29 protein-coding genes are annotated in these 15,479 nt (G+C 48.8%); 1 reads left to right on the top strand and 28 read right to left on the bottom strand.

Annotated elements, in window-relative coordinates; all coding sequences use genetic code 11:
- Positions 1–1,238 precede the first annotated feature (1,238 nt).
- The 28 genes from rplQ to rpsJ form a co-directional block, all read right to left on the bottom strand.
- A complete protein-coding gene (gene rplQ / locus ACFQ1C_RS08510) occupies positions 1,239–1,625 on the bottom strand; it encodes a 50S ribosomal protein L17 (RefSeq protein WP_379558178.1) in 387 nt (128 codons plus the stop codon).
- Positions 1,626–1,669: 44 nt separating this feature from the next.
- Positions 1,670–2,659: a DNA-directed RNA polymerase subunit alpha gene (locus ACFQ1C_RS08505; protein WP_379558177.1), complete on the bottom strand. Its 990-nt coding sequence runs from the start codon at positions 2,657–2,659 to the stop codon at positions 1,670–1,672.
- Positions 2,660–2,685: 26 nt separating this feature from the next.
- Positions 2,686–3,306, bottom strand: coding sequence for a 30S ribosomal protein S4 (gene rpsD / locus ACFQ1C_RS08500; RefSeq protein WP_379558176.1), 621 nt, complete (start codon positions 3,304–3,306; stop codon positions 2,686–2,688).
- 30 nt (positions 3,307–3,336) lie between these two features.
- Complete coding sequence (rpsK, locus tag ACFQ1C_RS08495; RefSeq protein WP_379558175.1) at positions 3,337–3,729, bottom strand: 30S ribosomal protein S11; 393 nt, start codon at positions 3,727–3,729, stop codon at positions 3,337–3,339.
- A gap of 14 nt (positions 3,730–3,743) precedes the next feature.
- On the bottom strand, positions 3,744–4,100 hold the full coding sequence (gene rpsM / locus ACFQ1C_RS08490) for a 30S ribosomal protein S13 (RefSeq protein ID WP_086964550.1): 357 nt from the start codon (positions 4,098–4,100) through the stop codon (positions 3,744–3,746).
- 140 nt (positions 4,101–4,240) lie between these two features.
- Positions 4,241–4,354, bottom strand: coding sequence for a 50S ribosomal protein L36 (gene rpmJ, locus ACFQ1C_RS08485; protein WP_086964549.1), 114 nt, complete (start codon positions 4,352–4,354; stop codon positions 4,241–4,243).
- 26 nt (positions 4,355–4,380) lie between these two features.
- Positions 4,381–5,712 carry a preprotein translocase subunit SecY gene (secY, locus tag ACFQ1C_RS08480; RefSeq protein ID WP_379558174.1) on the bottom strand — a complete coding sequence of 444 codons (1,332 nt, stop codon included), beginning with the start codon at positions 5,710–5,712 and terminating at the stop codon, positions 4,381–4,383.
- An 8-nt stretch (positions 5,713–5,720) separates the two neighbouring features.
- Positions 5,721–6,155, bottom strand: a complete 435-nt coding sequence (gene rplO, locus ACFQ1C_RS08475) for a 50S ribosomal protein L15 (protein ID WP_379558173.1) — start codon at positions 6,153–6,155, stop codon at positions 5,721–5,723.
- Positions 6,156–6,159: 4 nt separating this feature from the next.
- Complete coding sequence (gene rpmD / locus ACFQ1C_RS08470) at positions 6,160–6,342, bottom strand: 50S ribosomal protein L30 (protein WP_379558172.1); 183 nt, start codon at positions 6,340–6,342, stop codon at positions 6,160–6,162.
- A 7-nt stretch (positions 6,343–6,349) separates the two neighbouring features.
- The gene (gene rpsE / locus ACFQ1C_RS08465; RefSeq protein WP_379558171.1) at positions 6,350–6,850 is read right to left on the bottom strand and encodes a 30S ribosomal protein S5; all 501 of its coding nucleotides are present in this window, start codon (positions 6,848–6,850) and stop codon (positions 6,350–6,352) included.
- A 14-nt stretch (positions 6,851–6,864) separates the two neighbouring features.
- Positions 6,865–7,218 (bottom strand): 50S ribosomal protein L18, encoded by a 354-nt coding sequence (rplR, locus tag ACFQ1C_RS08460; RefSeq protein WP_379558170.1) that lies wholly within the window; start codon positions 7,216–7,218, stop codon positions 6,865–6,867.
- Between the two features lie 9 nt (positions 7,219–7,227).
- Positions 7,228–7,761 carry a 50S ribosomal protein L6 gene (rplF, locus tag ACFQ1C_RS08455; protein ID WP_379558169.1) on the bottom strand — a complete coding sequence of 178 codons (534 nt, stop codon included), beginning with the start codon at positions 7,759–7,761 and terminating at the stop codon, positions 7,228–7,230.
- Positions 7,762–7,770: 9 nt separating this feature from the next.
- Positions 7,771–8,163 (bottom strand): 30S ribosomal protein S8, encoded by a 393-nt coding sequence (rpsH, locus tag ACFQ1C_RS08450; RefSeq protein WP_379558168.1) that lies wholly within the window; start codon positions 8,161–8,163, stop codon positions 7,771–7,773.
- A gap of 20 nt (positions 8,164–8,183) precedes the next feature.
- Entirely contained in the window at positions 8,184–8,489 is a 306-nt protein-coding gene (gene rpsN, locus ACFQ1C_RS08445) for a 30S ribosomal protein S14 (protein WP_379558167.1), read from the bottom strand.
- 10 nt (positions 8,490–8,499) lie between these two features.
- Positions 8,500–9,039 carry a 50S ribosomal protein L5 gene (gene rplE, locus ACFQ1C_RS08440; RefSeq protein WP_379558166.1) on the bottom strand — a complete coding sequence of 180 codons (540 nt, stop codon included), beginning with the start codon at positions 9,037–9,039 and terminating at the stop codon, positions 8,500–8,502.
- Between the two features lie 14 nt (positions 9,040–9,053).
- Positions 9,054–9,371: a 50S ribosomal protein L24 gene (gene rplX / locus ACFQ1C_RS08435; protein ID WP_379558165.1), complete on the bottom strand. Its 318-nt coding sequence runs from the start codon at positions 9,369–9,371 to the stop codon at positions 9,054–9,056.
- Positions 9,372–9,382: 11 nt separating this feature from the next.
- Positions 9,383–9,751: a 50S ribosomal protein L14 gene (rplN, locus tag ACFQ1C_RS08430; RefSeq protein ID WP_379558164.1), complete on the bottom strand. Its 369-nt coding sequence runs from the start codon at positions 9,749–9,751 to the stop codon at positions 9,383–9,385.
- Between the two features lie 165 nt (positions 9,752–9,916).
- Complete coding sequence (gene rpsQ / locus ACFQ1C_RS08425; RefSeq protein ID WP_379558163.1) at positions 9,917–10,177, bottom strand: 30S ribosomal protein S17; 261 nt, start codon at positions 10,175–10,177, stop codon at positions 9,917–9,919.
- A 1-nt stretch (position 10,178) separates the two neighbouring features.
- Positions 10,179–10,370: a 50S ribosomal protein L29 gene (gene rpmC / locus ACFQ1C_RS08420; RefSeq protein WP_379558162.1), complete on the bottom strand. Its 192-nt coding sequence runs from the start codon at positions 10,368–10,370 to the stop codon at positions 10,179–10,181.
- Positions 10,370–10,783, bottom strand: coding sequence for a 50S ribosomal protein L16 (gene rplP, locus ACFQ1C_RS08415; protein WP_379558161.1), 414 nt, complete (start codon positions 10,781–10,783; stop codon positions 10,370–10,372). Before rplP ends, rpmC begins: the two co-directional genes overlap by 1 nt.
- Positions 10,784–10,795: 12 nt before the next feature.
- A complete protein-coding gene (gene rpsC, locus ACFQ1C_RS08410) occupies positions 10,796–11,485 on the bottom strand; it encodes a 30S ribosomal protein S3 (RefSeq protein WP_379558160.1) in 690 nt (229 codons plus the stop codon).
- A gap of 18 nt (positions 11,486–11,503) precedes the next feature.
- Positions 11,504–11,836: a 50S ribosomal protein L22 gene (gene rplV / locus ACFQ1C_RS08405; protein ID WP_379558159.1), complete on the bottom strand. Its 333-nt coding sequence runs from the start codon at positions 11,834–11,836 to the stop codon at positions 11,504–11,506.
- A 10-nt stretch (positions 11,837–11,846) separates the two neighbouring features.
- Entirely contained in the window at positions 11,847–12,125 is a 279-nt protein-coding gene (gene rpsS, locus ACFQ1C_RS08400) for a 30S ribosomal protein S19 (protein ID WP_086964532.1), read from the bottom strand.
- Positions 12,126–12,146: 21 nt separating this feature from the next.
- Positions 12,147–12,971, bottom strand: a complete 825-nt coding sequence (gene rplB, locus ACFQ1C_RS08395) for a 50S ribosomal protein L2 (protein ID WP_379558158.1) — start codon at positions 12,969–12,971, stop codon at positions 12,147–12,149.
- A gap of 17 nt (positions 12,972–12,988) precedes the next feature.
- On the bottom strand, positions 12,989–13,291 hold the full coding sequence (gene rplW, locus ACFQ1C_RS08390; RefSeq protein ID WP_319783065.1) for a 50S ribosomal protein L23: 303 nt from the start codon (positions 13,289–13,291) through the stop codon (positions 12,989–12,991).
- Complete coding sequence (rplD, locus tag ACFQ1C_RS08385) at positions 13,288–13,893, bottom strand: 50S ribosomal protein L4 (RefSeq protein ID WP_379558157.1); 606 nt, start codon at positions 13,891–13,893, stop codon at positions 13,288–13,290. Before rplD ends, rplW begins: the two co-directional genes overlap by 4 nt.
- A gap of 17 nt (positions 13,894–13,910) precedes the next feature.
- Positions 13,911–14,549 (bottom strand): 50S ribosomal protein L3, encoded by a 639-nt coding sequence (rplC, locus tag ACFQ1C_RS08380; RefSeq protein WP_379558156.1) that lies wholly within the window; start codon positions 14,547–14,549, stop codon positions 13,911–13,913.
- A gap of 19 nt (positions 14,550–14,568) precedes the next feature.
- Complete coding sequence (rpsJ, locus tag ACFQ1C_RS08375; protein WP_104487277.1) at positions 14,569–14,880, bottom strand: 30S ribosomal protein S10; 312 nt, start codon at positions 14,878–14,880, stop codon at positions 14,569–14,571.
- A gap of 388 nt (positions 14,881–15,268) precedes the next feature.
- On the opposite strand from rpsJ, the gene ACFQ1C_RS08370 reads away from it, so the two are divergent.
- Positions 15,269–15,479 (top strand): hypothetical protein (locus tag ACFQ1C_RS08370; protein WP_379558155.1); only part of this gene is annotated, 211 nt, incomplete at its 3' end.

The raw sequence follows: 15,479 nt of genomic DNA, 5'->3' as shown, positions 1-15,479 counted from the left end.
AATGAATTACTGATGTACTTCTATTTCTAGGTGCACTTCACAAGACATTGAAAAAACAATATTTTTGTTCTCAACGACCTGCGAGTGCCCACACAGTTTGCTTGATAAATTGTTAAAGAGCGTTGACCGTATCTCAGGTCAGGGATGCGTATTCTACGCATTCCGTAGTATTCGTCAAGTGTTTGTTTAGAACTTAATTTCCGTTCTTACAAACCCTTGTGACCGTGAGCGACTTGCCCCGTGTCAGTGAGGTGGAGTATAGAGATTTGCGTTTTTCACGCAAGGTCTTTCTTACGATACGTGACACTTTAATGACTGACTGCTTAAACACCCAGCAAGCACACATGTTGCACACAGAGTTACCCACAAAAGCAGCGCCGAGCGCCAAGCACCAGGCGCCTAGCTCAACAAAAGACGGAGTTTGTCTTTAGTTGATCGCTTAAAGCTTACGGCTTACCACTGCCCGCAGGGCTCTCTTTAGTCGGCGAACGCTTGCTCTCGCATTTCACCAAAGGCGGATTGGTGTAAAACATCACACCGATACTAAAACCTATTTTTGCCACGGAATGCACGGAAGAACACGGAAAAATAGTAATCAGATCTGAAAGTGACCTTTAACGGTAAGGGCTGAGGCTAGGCACAAGCAAAAGTGACAGCCGAAGCAAACCTGAATACGTAGATTAGTTTGGGTGTTGTCATTTGCCCATCCTTCAAATACGGATTACTAGGTGTGGTCTTTGTCCCATGTCGTCCACTTTACTCTTTACGCTTCACCCTTCACGGCTCTTTCGTAGGCGAACGCTTGCTGTTTGGTTTCACTCAACATTCAACACTAAAAACTCAACACTGCCCCACCCCTTCTACTTTGCAGAGCCCACAACTGAAGCGTGAGACTACAAAAGACGGAGTTTGTCTTTAGCTGATCGCTTAAAGCTAACGGCTTACCGCTGCCCGAAGGGCTCTCTTTTGTAGGCGAACGCTTGCTCTCGCATTTCGCCGAAGGCGGAACGTTTTCAGCACTATATAGGTAGGCGCAGTAAATTCAGGTAGGTAATGAGCTTTGCTTAAGCTTGGTGCTGTTTTTTAGTTTCATTCAGCATTAAGAATTCAAAATTAAACATTAGCTAGATGGGGGTATTCCAGTGGAGGGGGGTCTTACGGCGTACGGCGTATAACGTAAAGCGTTTTTTTACCGGGGAGCGGACAAGAAAAAGCCGGGCGAACCCGGCTTTGTATGCTTACTCTTCAGAAGCTGCTTGTGCTTCGATATCACGACCTACTAGCTCAATATAAGCCATAGGTGCATTATCGCCTGCACGGAAACCACACTTCAGGATGCGGGTGTATCCACCCGGACGCTCCTGGTAGCGAGGTCCCAAATCGTTGAACAAAATACCTACTACTTCGCTGTCGCGAGTACGGGCAAATGCTAGACGACGGTTAGCTACTGTGTCGATTTTAGCCAATGTTATCAAAGGCTCAACTACTCGACGAAGCTCTTTTGCCTTGGGCAGTGTCGTTTTAATAACTGCATGACGAACCAAGGAGCTAGCCATGTTGCGGAACATTGCCTGACGGTGGCTGCTGTTCCGGTTAAGTTGACGACCACTCTTACGATGGCGCATGACCTAATCCTTCCTAACTAAATCTGTAAAACCCGTGACCCGGCTTATTCATCAGCGATGCTGGCAGGCGGCCAGTTCTCTAGGCGCATGCCCAGAGACAAACCACGAGACGCCAACACGTCTTTAATCTCAGTAAGAGATTTCTTACCTAGGTTAGGAGTCTTTAACAACTCAACCTCGGTACGCTGTACCAGATCACCAATGTAGTGGATCGCTTCAGCCTTTAGACAGTTCGCTGAACGAACTGTCAGTTCCAGATCGTCGACAGGACGCAGCAGTATCGGATCGAACTCAGGCTTGTCTTCTTTCTCTTCTGGTTCACTTACGTCACGTAAATCAACGAAGGCTTCAAGCTGCTCAGCCATAATAGTGGCTGCGCGGCGAATAGCTTCTTCGGGATCTAATGTGCCATTAGTCTCCATGTCGATAACCAGCTTATCTAAATCGGTACGCTGTTCAACACGGGCCGCCTCAACGTTATAGGCGATACGAACCACTGGGCTATAAGCCGCATCCAGCAATAAACGACCAATTGGACGCTCGTCGTCTTCAGTGTGAGCTCGAGCAGAAGCAGGTACATAGCCTCGGCCGCGCTGCACTCTTAAACGCATGCTGATTTCGGCATCATTCCCTGTCAGATGACAGATAACATGCTCTGGGTTAACAATCTCGACGTCATCACCATGGGTGATGTCGCCTGCTGTTACGGGACCTGCACCAGTTTTGGTCAGAGACAGGGTGACTTCGTCCTTGCCTTCCAGCTTCACAGCAACTTCTTTAAGATTAAGCAAGATCTCCAGGATATCTTCCTGAACACCTTCCTTGCTGCTGTACTCGTGCAGTACACCGTCGACTTCGACTTCAGTAATAGCACAACCCGGCATGGATGAAAGCAGAATACGACGTAGCGTATTACCCAATGTATGACCAAAGCCACGCTCCAGCGGCTCGAGAGTCACCTTGGCATGAGTCGGGCTGATTTGTTCGATATCAACCAGACGCGGCTTAAGAAAATCTGTTACAGAACCCTGCATTATGTCCTCTCTCCTAGAAGCTAGCTTTACTTAGAGTAAAGCTCGACGATCAGCTGTTCGTTGATTTCGGCAGACAGGTCGCTACGCTCAGGCAGACGCTTATATACGCCTTGCATGTTAGTAACGTCAACTTCTACCCAAGTCGGCTTTTCACGTTGACCGGAAACCTCAAGAGCGGCTTTGATCCGGGCTTGTTTCTTCGCCTTCTCGCGAATGCTGATAACATCCTCGGGAGAAACTTGGAAGGAAGGAATATTCACAACCTTACCGTTTACCAGAATCGCCTTGTGGCTGATCAACTGGCGTGATTCGGCACGTGTAGAGCCAAAACCAATGCGGTAAACAACGTTGTCCAGACGACCTTCCAGCAGCTGCAACAGGTTTGCACCGGTATTGCCTTTCAAGCGAGCAGCTTCTTTATAGTAGTTGCGGAATTGCTTTTCCAGAACGCCGTACATACGACGAACTTTCTGCTTTTCACGCAGCTGTACACCATAGTCGGACAAACGGGCTTTACGAGCGCCGTGTTGACCAGGTGCGGTATCAATTTTACACTTAGAATCAATCGAACGAACACCTGACTTTAAGAAAAGATCAGTTCCTTCGCGACGACTCAGTTTGAGCTTGGGGCCCAGATATCTTGCCATGTTCTTTCTCCAACTATCCTACAAGAAGTGTTATACGCGACGCTTCTTAGGAGGACGACAACCGTTGTGCGGGATGGGAGTCACGTCCGTGATGTTGGTGATGCGGAAACCCGCAGCATTCAACGCACGAATGGATGACTCACGGCCCGGACCCGGACCTTTCACCATTACTTCTAGGTTTTTAACACCGTATTCTTTCGCAATTTCACCTGCGCGTTCTGCAGCTACCTGAGCGGCGAACGGGGTGGACTTACGAGAACCACGGAAACCTGAACCACCAGCAGTTGCCCAAGAAAGAGCATTACCCTGACGATCAGTAATAGTTACTATGGTGTTGTTGAAAGATGCATGAACGTGGGCAATCCCATCGCTCACCTGCTTTTTGACGCGCTTACGCGTGCTACGAGCCGGAGTTTTAGCCATTATCTACCTTCCCGTTATCTCTTGATCGGTTTACGTGGACCCTTGCGCGTACGCGCATTGGTCTTAGTGCGCTGACCACGAAGGGGAAGGCTGCGACGATGGCGCAATCCTCGGTAACAACCCAGGTCCATCAGACGCTTGATGTTCATGGAGATTTCGCGACGTAAGTCACCTTCAACAATGAACTTGGCTACTTGCTCACGCAGAGTTTCTACCTGAGCTTCATCCAATTCTTTAATCTTCACATTCTCAGCGATACCGGCTGCAGCACAAATGGCTTGAGAGCGGGTACGGCCTATGCCATAAATTGCAGTTAACGCAATAACTGCATGTTTATGGTCAGGAATGTTAATGCCAGCGATACGGGCCACTATGCACTCCTACAAAGTTATAAATATTTAGCCATTGCAAAGCCCGTAAAGGATACGCAACGACTGTACAGACACCCTAACAAGGGAGGGTGGCTACTTTAGCCACCTTGCCTTTAAATTACAAGTTAAACCGTAACTTTTTAGCCTTGACGCTGTTTATGTCTTGGCTCAGTGCAAAGTACACGTACTACGCCGTGGCGTTTAACGATTTTGCAGTTACGGCAAATTGCCTTAACGGAAGCGCGAACTTTCATTGCTTTACTCCGTAAATAATCGAATCTTAGCGGTTGTAACCTTTCAGATTCGCTTTTTTCATTACATCGCCATACTGATGAGACATCATGTGGGTTTGCACCTGAGCCATGAAGTCCATAATGACGACCACAATAATTAACAGCGAGGTACCACCAAAGTAGAACTGGACGTTCCAAGCTGTCATCAAGAACTGTGGCACTAAACAGACAAAGGTAATGTACAAAGCACCAACTAACGTCAGGCGTGTCATTATCTTATCGATATAGCGCGCTGTCTGCTCACCCGGGCGTATGCCTGGAATGAAAGCACCACTCTTCTTCAAGTTATCTGCCGTCTCGCGCGGGTTAAACACCAACGCGGTATAGAAGAAACAGAAAAAGATAATGGCTGCGGCATACAATAACACATACAGCGGCTGACCAGGTTGCAGGGCAAGAGAAACCTCTTGCAGAGCATTGGCAAACCATCCTTCTCCTTGGCCGAACCATGAGGCTACGGTACCTGGGAAAAGAATAATACTGGATGCGAAAATTGCCGGAATAACCCCCGCCATGTTCACTTTCAAGGGCAGGTGTGTACTTTGTGCCGCAAATACTTGGCGGCCTTGTTGACGCTTGGCGTAATTCACCACAATGCGGCGTTGCCCACGCTCAACAAATACCACGAAATACGTTACCGCAAACACAATCACGGCCAGCAGCAACAGCAACAATACGTGCAATTCCCCCTGACGCGCCTGCTCTGCCGTGGCACCAATGGCCGATGGCAGACCAGCAACAATACCCACGAAGATTATCAACGAGATACCATTGCCAATGCCTCGTTCGGTTACTTGCTCACCTAACCACATTAAAAACATGGTGCCGGTGACCAAACTCACTACCGCTGTAAAATAGAAAGCCAGTCCCGCGTTAACCACGAGTCCGGGCATCATATTCGGTAAGCCGGTAGCAATGCCGATGGCCTGGATGGTGCCGAGAACGAGTGTGCCATACCGGGTATACTGACTGATCTTTCGACGGCCAGATTCACCTTCCTTCTTGAGCTCAGCCAAGGCGGGGTGAACCACAGTCAGTAACTGGATAATAATGGACGCAGAAATATACGGCATTATACCCAGCGCCAATATGGACGCTCGTTCCAGAGCACCACCACTGAACATGTTAAACATTTCAATGATGGTGCCCTGCTGTTGTTTAAACAACTCGGCAAGTACGGCGGCGTCAATTCCAGGAATAGGCACATAGGAGCCGGCGCGAAATACAACTATCGCGATAAGAACGAAGAGTAAACGACTCTTCAATTCACCCAGCCCACCCTGTTTGCCTTTAGCTTCTAATCCTGGTTTTTTGGCCATAGTACTTATTATTCCTCGATTTTACCGCCGGCTGCTTCGATAGCTGCGCGTGCACCTTTGGTGACGCCCAAACCAACCACAGTCACTTGACGGTCAACAGTGCCTGACAGAACAACTTTGGCGAACTGGATATTCTTGGTAACCAAGCCAGCTTGCTTCAGAGTGTTCAAATCAACCACATTGCCTTCAACTTTAGCCAGCTCGCTCAAGCGGATTTCGGCAGTAACTCGACCTTTACGCGAAGTAAAACCAAACTTCGGTAAACGCTGTTTCAAAGGCATTTGACCGCCTTCAAAACCGTTACGAACCTTACCACCAGAACGAGATTTCTGACCTTTATGGCCACGTCCAGCGGTCTTGCCCATACCTGAACCGATACCACGGCCTACACGCTTAGCGCTTGGCTTGGAACCGGGTGCTGGAGATAGAGTATTCAAACGCATGCGATTACTCCTCAACCTTTACCATGTAGTAAACCTGGTTGATCATACCGCGTACACAAGCTGTATTTTCCAGCTCTACGGTGTGACCAATGCGACGCAGACCCAGGCCACGCAACGTTGCCTTATGCTTAGGCAAACGACCGATAGCGCTGCGAGTCTGTGTTACTTTTACAGTCTTGTTAGCCATTGGTAGATTACCCCAGTATTTGGTCAACGCGCAGACCACGCTTAGCGGCGATTTGTTCTGGCGACTTCATTTTAGCCAGAGCACCGATAGTAGCGCGAACTACGTTGTTTGGGTTGGTAGAACCGTACGTCTTAGCCAGTACGTTATGAACACCAGCTACTTCTAATACGGCGCGCATTGCACCGCCGGCAATAATACCGGTACCGTCAGAAGCAGGCATCATAAATACGTTTGAACCAGAGTGACGACCTTTTACCGGATGGAATAAGGTGCCATTGTTCAGGCCAACAGTACGCATGTTACGACGAGCTTGTTCCATTGCTTTTTGAATCGCAGCAGGAACTTCACGTGCTTTACCGTAACCAAAACCAATACGACCGTTACCGTCGCCTACTACCGTCAGAGCGGTGAAGGAGAAGATACGACCACCTTTTACAACTTTTGAAACACGGTTAACTGCAATGAGCTTCTCTTGCAGATCGCCGGCTTGAGCTTCGATTTTTGCCATTTTCGACTCCACCTTTAGAACTGAAGACCAGCTTCACGTGCAGCGGTAGCTAATGCAGCTACGCGACCGTGATATTGGAAACCGGAACGGTCAAAAGCGACAGCTGTTACGCCTTTTTCAAGAGCGCGCTCAGCGATAGCTTTACCGACTGCTGTTGCGGCATCTATATTGCCGGTCGATTTCATCTGTTCACGCAGTGCTTTTTCTACGGTAGACGCAGAAGCCAACACGGCTAAACTACCAGATGCAATAACCTGGGCATACATATGACGCGGAGTACGGTGAACCACCAGGCGAGTCGCACCCAGTTCCAGCATCTTTGCACGTGCTTTTGTAGCACGGCGGATACGAGCTGATTTTTTGAGCATAGTGTTACCTTACTTCTTCTTGGCCTCTTTACTGCGCACCTGTTCGCCGAAATAGCGAACGCCTTTGCCTTTGTAGGGCTCTGGCTTACGGTACGCACGAATATTGGCAGCGACCTGACCGATCTGCTGTTTGTCCGCAGACTTGAGAACAATCTCAGTCTGGGTCGGACATTCAGCTGACACGCCTTCAGGAAGCGCATACTCAACCGGGTGAGAGAAACCCAGAGACAATGCAATTGCATTGCCTTTAATCTGGGCACGATAGCCAACACCAACCAGCTGCAGCTTGCGCTCAAAGCCTTCGGTAACACCGACAACCATGTTATTGACCAGAGAACGGGCAGTACCCGCCTGGGCATTTGCATTTGCTACGTTTTCACGTGGGGCAAACGTCAGCACGTTATCATTCTGGCTGATTTCAACGGCAGCATTAAGAGTACTGTTTAAAGTACCTTTGCTGCCCTTGATAGTAATTTCCTGACCGTTCAACGTCACTTCTACGCCGGCAGGAATTTCGATAGGTGCCTTAGCAATGCGAGACATATCTACTCCTTATGCAACGTAGCAGATGATCTCACCGCCCATGCCCGCTTTACGCGCTGCACGGTCGGTCATCACACCTTTGGACGTGGAAATGATAGCAACACCCATTCCTGCCATTACTTTTGGCAGATCGTCGTGCTTCTTATAGATGCGCAGACTTGGGCGACTAACACGTTGGATCAGTTCAACTACAGCTTCACCGTCGAAGTACTTTAAAGTAACTTCCAGCTCAGGTTTAGTTTCACCAACCACGTTAAAGTCAGCAATATAACCTTCTTCTTTCAGTACTTTGGCAATAGCCGTTTTTACTTTAGAAGAAGGCATGGTCACAGCCACTTTATTGGCTGCCTGACCGTTGCGGATGCGGGTTAGCATATCCGCTATCGGATCTTGCATGCTCATTTTGTATTACTCCCGTTCGCTTACCAAGAAGCCTTCTTCAGGCCTGGAATTTCACCCTTCATCATCAGCTCACGCACTTTAATGCGGCTCAGACCGAACTTCCGCAGAAAACCATGCGGACGGCCTGTGATGTTGCAGCGGTTACGCTGACGAGAGGGACTTGCGTCACGGGGCAATTGCTGCAGTTTCAGCACTGCATCCCAACGGTCTTCTTCAGAAGTATGCACGCTAGAAATGAGAGTTTTCAGTGCTTGACGCTTAGTTGAGTATTTCTCAACAAGCTTTGCGCGCTTGACTTCGCGAGCTTTCATTGATTGTTTTGCCATAACCCTACCCTTACTTGCGGAATGGGAAGTTAAAGGCAGCCAGCAGAGCACGCCCTTCTTCGTCTGACTTAGCAGAAGTAGTAATGGTAATATCCATACCACGCATACGGTCTACTTTGTCATACTCGATTTCAGGAAAGATGATTTGCTCTTTCACACCCATGGAATAGTTACCACGACCATCGAACGACTTAGTGTTCAGGCCACGGAAGTCACGAATCCGAGGGATTGAAATAGAAATCAAACGTTCCAGAAACTCCCACATACGCTCGCCGCGTAGAGTTACTTTACAACCAATGGGGTAGCCTTCACGTATTTTGAAGCCAGCAACGGATTTACGAGCTAGTGTCACTAATGGCTTTTGACCAGAAATGGCGGCCATATCGGCAGCAGCATTATCTAAGATCTTTTTATCAGCCAGAGCTTCACCTACACCCATGTTCAGGGTGATTTTCTCAATCCGAGGGACTTGCATGATAGACTTATACCCGAACTGACTCATCAGCTCTTTTACTACAGATTCATTGTAGTAACCATGCAGTTTCGCCATCGTATAAACTCCAATTACTTCACAAGTTCGCCGGTAGACTTGAAGAAACGAACTTTTTTGTCGTCTTCAAACCGGAAACCAACGCGATCAGCTTTGCCAGAGGCAGAGTTGAACAACGCTACATTTGAAACGTCGAGAGGTGCTTCCTGCTCAATAATACCGCCAGCTTGGCCCAATTGTGGGACCGGCTTTTGGTGTTTCTTGTTCAGGTTAAGACCTGCGACTACTACTTTACCTGCTTCAACTAGGACTTTTGTGACTTTGCCACGCTTGCCTTTGTCTTTGCCGGTAAGAATGATGACTTCATCATCACGACGGATTTTAGCTGCCATCGTTTGACTCCTTACAGTACTTCAGGTGCCAGTGAAACAATCTTCATGAACTTCTCATTACGAAGTTCGCGCGTCACAGGACCGAAAATACGAGTTCCGATCGGCTGTTGATTGCTATTTAAAATCACGGCCGCGTTGCGGTCGAAACGGATGACTGAGCCGTCCGAGCGACGAACGCCTTTCCGAGTGCGTACGACCACCGCGTTCATTACATCACCTTTTTTTACTTTACCGCGAGGAATTGCTTCCTTAACAGTAACTTTGATGATGTCGCCGATTCCGGCGTAGCGGCGGTGCGAGCCACCCAGGACCTTAATACACATTACGCTACGTGCGCCGGAGTTGTCGGCCACGTCCAGCATACTTTGCATTTGGATCATGTTAGTGCTCCGCTAAAGTGATTACTTTATTAAAACCCTTTCGGGATATTGGCTGCCCTTTGAAGGCGCGACATTATAGCACTGCCAAATCTCAAAAAGAAAGCATAAAAAACAAACGGCCCTAAAATAGAGCCGTTTGACCAAGCAAAAATTATTTAGAAAACCTTAGGCTTTAACCGGGCGCTCAATAATCTTCACTAAAGTCCAAGACTTAGTCTTAGACAATGGACGGCATTCGCGAATAGTCACGACGTCGCCACTCTTACATTCATTATTCTCATCATGCACGTGCAGCTTAGTAGTGCGCTTCATGTACTTCCCGTAAATCGGGTGCTTCACGAAACGGCTAATAGCTACTGTGATGGATTTCTCCATCTTGTCGCTAACTACACTGCCTTGCAGAGTTCGAACGTTAGTTTCGCTCATCTTACGCCCCTGCCTTTTGGTTCAAAACAGTTTTAACACGTGCGATATCGCGACGTACAATTTTGATGTTGTGAGTCTGTTCCAGCTGACCAGTACTTGCTTGAATGCGCATTTTAAATTGCGCCTGCAGCAAGTCCAGCAGTTCTTGGTTCAGTTCATCAACACTCTTTTCACGCAGATCTTGTGCTTTCATCACATCACCGTCCGAGTTACGAAAGTGGTCCTAACTGGCAATTTTGCTGCTGCCAGTGCAAAGGCTTCACGAGCCAGTGACTCAGGTACACCGTCCATCTCATACAGAACACGACCGGGCTGAATCTGGGCTACCCAATATTCAACGTTACCCTTACCTTTACCCATACGAACTTCTAGGGGCTTTTCAGTAATAGGCTTGTCTGGGAATATACGGATCCAGATTTTACCTTGACGCTTAACGTGACGAGTCATAGCACGACGTGCCGCTTCGATCTGGCGAGCAGTTATACGTCCGCGCGTAGTCGCCTTCAAACCATAGGTACCGAAAGAAATCAGGTTACCAGTAGTTGCCACACCGCGGTTGCGGCCTTTGTGGACTTTACGGAATTTCGTACGTTTTGGTTGCAACATTTCCGAGTCTCCTTACTTACCGCGGCCTTTGCGCTTTGGCTTGGATGGAGCTGGCTCTTCAACGACTGGTAGGCCGCCTAGAACTTCACCTTTAAATATCCAAACCTTCACGCCGATGATGCCGTAAGTGGTAGCTGCTTCAGAAGTTGCATAGTCGATGTCGGCACGCAGGGTGTGCAATGGCACACGACCTTCACGGTACCATTCGGTACGCGCGATTTCTGCGCCGCCTAGACGACCGCTAACTTCTACCTTAATGCCTTTAGAGCCGATACGCATCGCGTTCTGCACGGCGCGCTTCATAGCACGGCGGAACATTACACGTCGCTCTAACTGAGAAGCGATTGAATCCGCAACCAGCTTGGCATCTAGCTCAGGTTTACGCACTTCGGAAATGTTGATCTGTGCAGGAACGCCAGCCAATTTGGCTACGTGCTTGCGCAGTTTCTCCACGTCTTCGCCTTTCTTACCAATAACCACGCCTGGACGGGCAGTGTGAATAGTCACACGGATGCTCTTCGCAGGACGTTCGATCACGATACGCGATACCGAAGCGCTTTTCAGTTCCTCATTGAGGTACTGACGCACTTGAAAATCACTGTGTAAAAAATCAGCAAAATCCTTGGTACTCGCAAACCAGGTCGAGTTAAAAGGCTTGGTAATCCCTAAGCGGATACCATTCGGGTGTACTTTCTGGCCCATTGCTTATCTCCTAGCCTCTTAGCGGTCGGACACAACCACAGTAATGTGGCTGGTACGCTTCATGATACGGTCCGCGCGGCCTTTGGCTCGTGGACGAATACGCTTCATGGTGGGACCTTCGTCAACGAAGATCTTAGCCACTGTCAGCTCATCGATGTCCGCACCTTCATTGTGCTCGGCATTGGCAATGGCAGATTCAAGTACTTTCTTAACCAGAACGGCAGATTTCTTTGGGCTGAACGTTAAAACGTTCAGTGCCTTGTCTACGCTTAGACCTCGAACTTGATCGGCTACCAAGCGCGCCTTCTGGGCAGAAGTGCGAGCAAAGCGGTGTTTAGCTATAGCTTCCATCTTTTACCCCTTAACGCTTCTTGGCCTTCTTATCAGCGACGTGGCCGCGATAAGTACGAGTCGGTGCAAATTCGCCTAACTTGTGGCCGATCATTTCTTCAGAAACGAATACGGGCACATGTTGGCGACCATTATGGACAGCGATGGTCAAACCGATCATGTTCGGAATGATCATTGAACGACGGGACCAAGTCTTAATTGGTTTCTTTTCCCCGCTTTCCACCGCTTTCTCTACCTTCTTCAGCAAGTGCAGGTCAATAAAAGGACCTTTCTTGAGAGAACGTGGCATGGCGATACCTCTAAATAACGATTACTTGTTACGATGACGTACTACTAACGGCTCAGTACGCTTATTTTTACGAGTTTTGGCACCCTTAGTCGGCTTACCCCAAGGAGTAACCGGATGACGACCGCCAGAACTGCGACCTTCACCACCACCGTGCGGGTGATCCACTGGGTTCATCGCCACACCACGAGTGGTAGGACGAATACCGCGCCAGCGCGTTGCGCCAGCTTTACCCAATTGACGTAGCATGTGCTCAGAGTTACCTACTTCACCCATAGTTGCGCGACATTCGGCCAGTACTTTACGTACTTCACCAGAACGCAGACGCAGGGTAACGTAAGTGCCTTCACGCGCCAGAATCTGGGCGGAAGTACCTGCAGAACGTGCAATCTGCGCGCCCTTACCAGGTTTCATCTCGATAGCGTGCACTGTGCTACCTACTGGGATGTTACGCATCGGTAAGCAGTTACCTGCTTTGATCGGTGCGGCATCGCCAGACAGGATGGTATCGCCAGCATGAACACCTTTAGGTGCCAAGATATAGCGACGTTCGCCATCGGCAAACAACAGCAAGGCAAGGTGAGCAGAACGGTTAGGATCATACTCTAAACGCTCAACTTTAGCCGGAATACCGTCTTTGTTGCGTTTGAAGTCAACTAAACGATAATGCTGCTTGTGACCACCACCAATGTGGCGACTAGTTGTACGGCCAGCGTTGTTACGACCACCAGTCTTGGATTTTTTCTCCAACAGGGCGGCGAACGGCTTACCTTTGTACAATTCCGGGTTGCTGATCTGAACTACATGACGGCGACCCGGAGAAGTAGGCTTACACTTAATAACTGCCATTTTAACTTGCTCCTTTCTTACTCGGCGCCGCCGATGAAGTCGATGTCTTGACCTTCTTTCAGGGTCACGTAGGCTTTCTTCCAATCGGAACGACGGCCTGTGCGGTTACCGGTGCGTTTGGTTTTACCCTTCACCACTAACGAGCGAACATCTTTAACTTCAACTTCGAACAGCTTCTCGACCGCAGCTTTTACTTCAGCTTTAGTAGCGTCCATGGCGACTTTGAAAACGATAGTATTCGTTTTTTCGGCAACCATAGTGCTTTTTTCAGAGACATGCGGCGCCCTCAGAACTTTTAAAATACGCTCTTCACGGATCATGCCAGCATCTCCTCGATTTGCTTAACTGCGTCAGCAGTTACCAATACTTTGTCGAAAGCGATCAAAGAAACTGGGTCGATACCGGCTACATCACGCACGTCTACCTTGTACAGGTTGCGAGCGGCGAGGAACAAGTTCTCGTCAACTTCAGCAGTGATGATCAGCACATCAGTGAGATCCCATTGCTTCAGTTTGACCAGCAGTTCTTTAGTTTTAGGCGCTTCCACACCGAACTTCTCGACCACGATCAAACGCTCTTGACGTACCAGCTCAGAAAGAATGCTTCTGATAGCTCCACGGTACATCTTCTTATTGACCTTTTGGCTGTGATCTTGCGGCTTAGCTGCAAAAGTCACACCACCACCACGCCAAATAGGAGAGCGGATGGTACCGGCACGTGCCCGGCCGGTGCCTTTTTGGCGCCACGGCTTCTTGCCGCCGCCAGACACTTCGGAACGGGTCTTCTGAGCACGAGTACCTTGACGAGCACCTGCTGCATAGGCTACTACAACCTGATGCACCAGAGCTTCGTTGAACTCACGCCCGAAGGTAGTTTCGGAAACTTCAAGAGCGGCTTGCGCGTCTTTCATTACCAATTCCATTACTATCTCCTCAGACGTTACGCTTTAACGGCAGGTTTAACGATCACATTGCCGTTAGTCGCACCCGGTACTGCACCTTTAATGAGCAGTAGGTTACGATCAACATCAACACGAACCACTTCTAGGTTTTGCGTGGTAACACGCTCAGCACCCATGTGTCCGGCCATTTTCTTGCCTTTGAACACTTTACCAGGTGATTGGTTTTGACCAATCGAGCCCGGTACACGGTGTGAGAGCGAGTTACCATGGGTAGCGTCCTGCATGCTGAAGTTCCAGCGCTTAACAGTACCTGCAAAACCCTTACCTTTAGAAGTACCGGTAACGTCTACTTTTTTAACATCATTAAAGATGTCAACATTCAGCTGAGCACCAACTTCGATGCCTTCACCTTCACCTGAACCCAGGCGGAATTCCCACAGACCGCGGCCCGCTTCCACGCCAGCTTTAGCGAATAAACCCGCTTGTGGCTTGGTGATACGAATCGCTTTCTTGACGCCAGTTGTCACCTGGATAGCTTGGTAGCCATCCTTTTCCAGTGTTTTCACCTGGGTAACACGGTTGGCATCTACTTCGATAACGGTGACCGGGATGGACACGCCGTCTTCGGTGAAGACACGGGTCATTCCCAGCTTACGACCTACTAGACCGATTGCCATTGATAAACCTCTTCCGTTATTAGCCCAGGCTGATCTGGACGTCGACACCAGCAGCCAGATCCAGTCGCATCAAAGCATCAACTGTTTTATCAGTTGGCTCAACGATGTCTACTAGACGCTTGTGAGTACGAATTTCATACTGATCACGTGCATCTTTGTTCACGTGTGGAGATGTCAGTACGGTGTAACGCTCTTTGCGAGTAGGCAGTGGAATAGGACCACGAACCTGTGCGCCAGTGCGTTTGGCAGTTTCTACGATCTCCGCAGTAGACTGATCGATCAGACGGTGATCGAAGGCCTTGAGACGGATACGAATTCTTTGGTTCTGCATTACCAGAGCTCCAATTGGATAAAGAACATAAATCGCACCGCCTACTCTTTCATATGAAAAAGGGGGTGTGATTTAACAACGATGCCACCCAAATCGGGGGCTTGTAAGGTTAGGAGCTCTAAAAGCGACCTAACAAGAGCCTTATCGGCTCGCTTGTCTACGCATGAATTAAATAACATAAGCTAAATAGTTCCGTACCAAGCGAGCGCTATTATACTTATCTGAAGGCAGTACGCAAGTGACTATGAGTTATTTTTCACCAGTATTTTAAAGTTCAGCTATGCGCTGTACGCCTTACGTTCCACGCTATACGTTAAAGGCACCTCCACAGCACCGTCGATACCGACATATCGTACGGATGTAGGCACTGCTTCAGCTGTGCAATGTGGTGCAACCACATCTTTGCGCCGATTTATTATTTATCAGCGAGCAAGATTTAGCAGCTACTACATTCGAGCTGTATGTTGAGGGCTTAGCTGGCTCTCTCCAATGCCGTAAGCCTGCATTTCAGGCAAAAAAATACCGGGCAAGCCCTAACACCGATCAGTTAAGAAATTTTGGCGATCGGTTGACCGATCCTTATACGGCGTCAGAATACC

The sequence above is a fragment of the Oceanisphaera ostreae genome (assembly GCF_042676125.1).
Taxonomy (GTDB): domain Bacteria; phylum Pseudomonadota; class Gammaproteobacteria; order Enterobacterales; family Aeromonadaceae; genus Oceanimonas; species Oceanimonas ostreae.
Note: the sequence above shows the minus strand (reverse complement) of the source record. Positions and strands in the feature narration are given on the sequence as shown.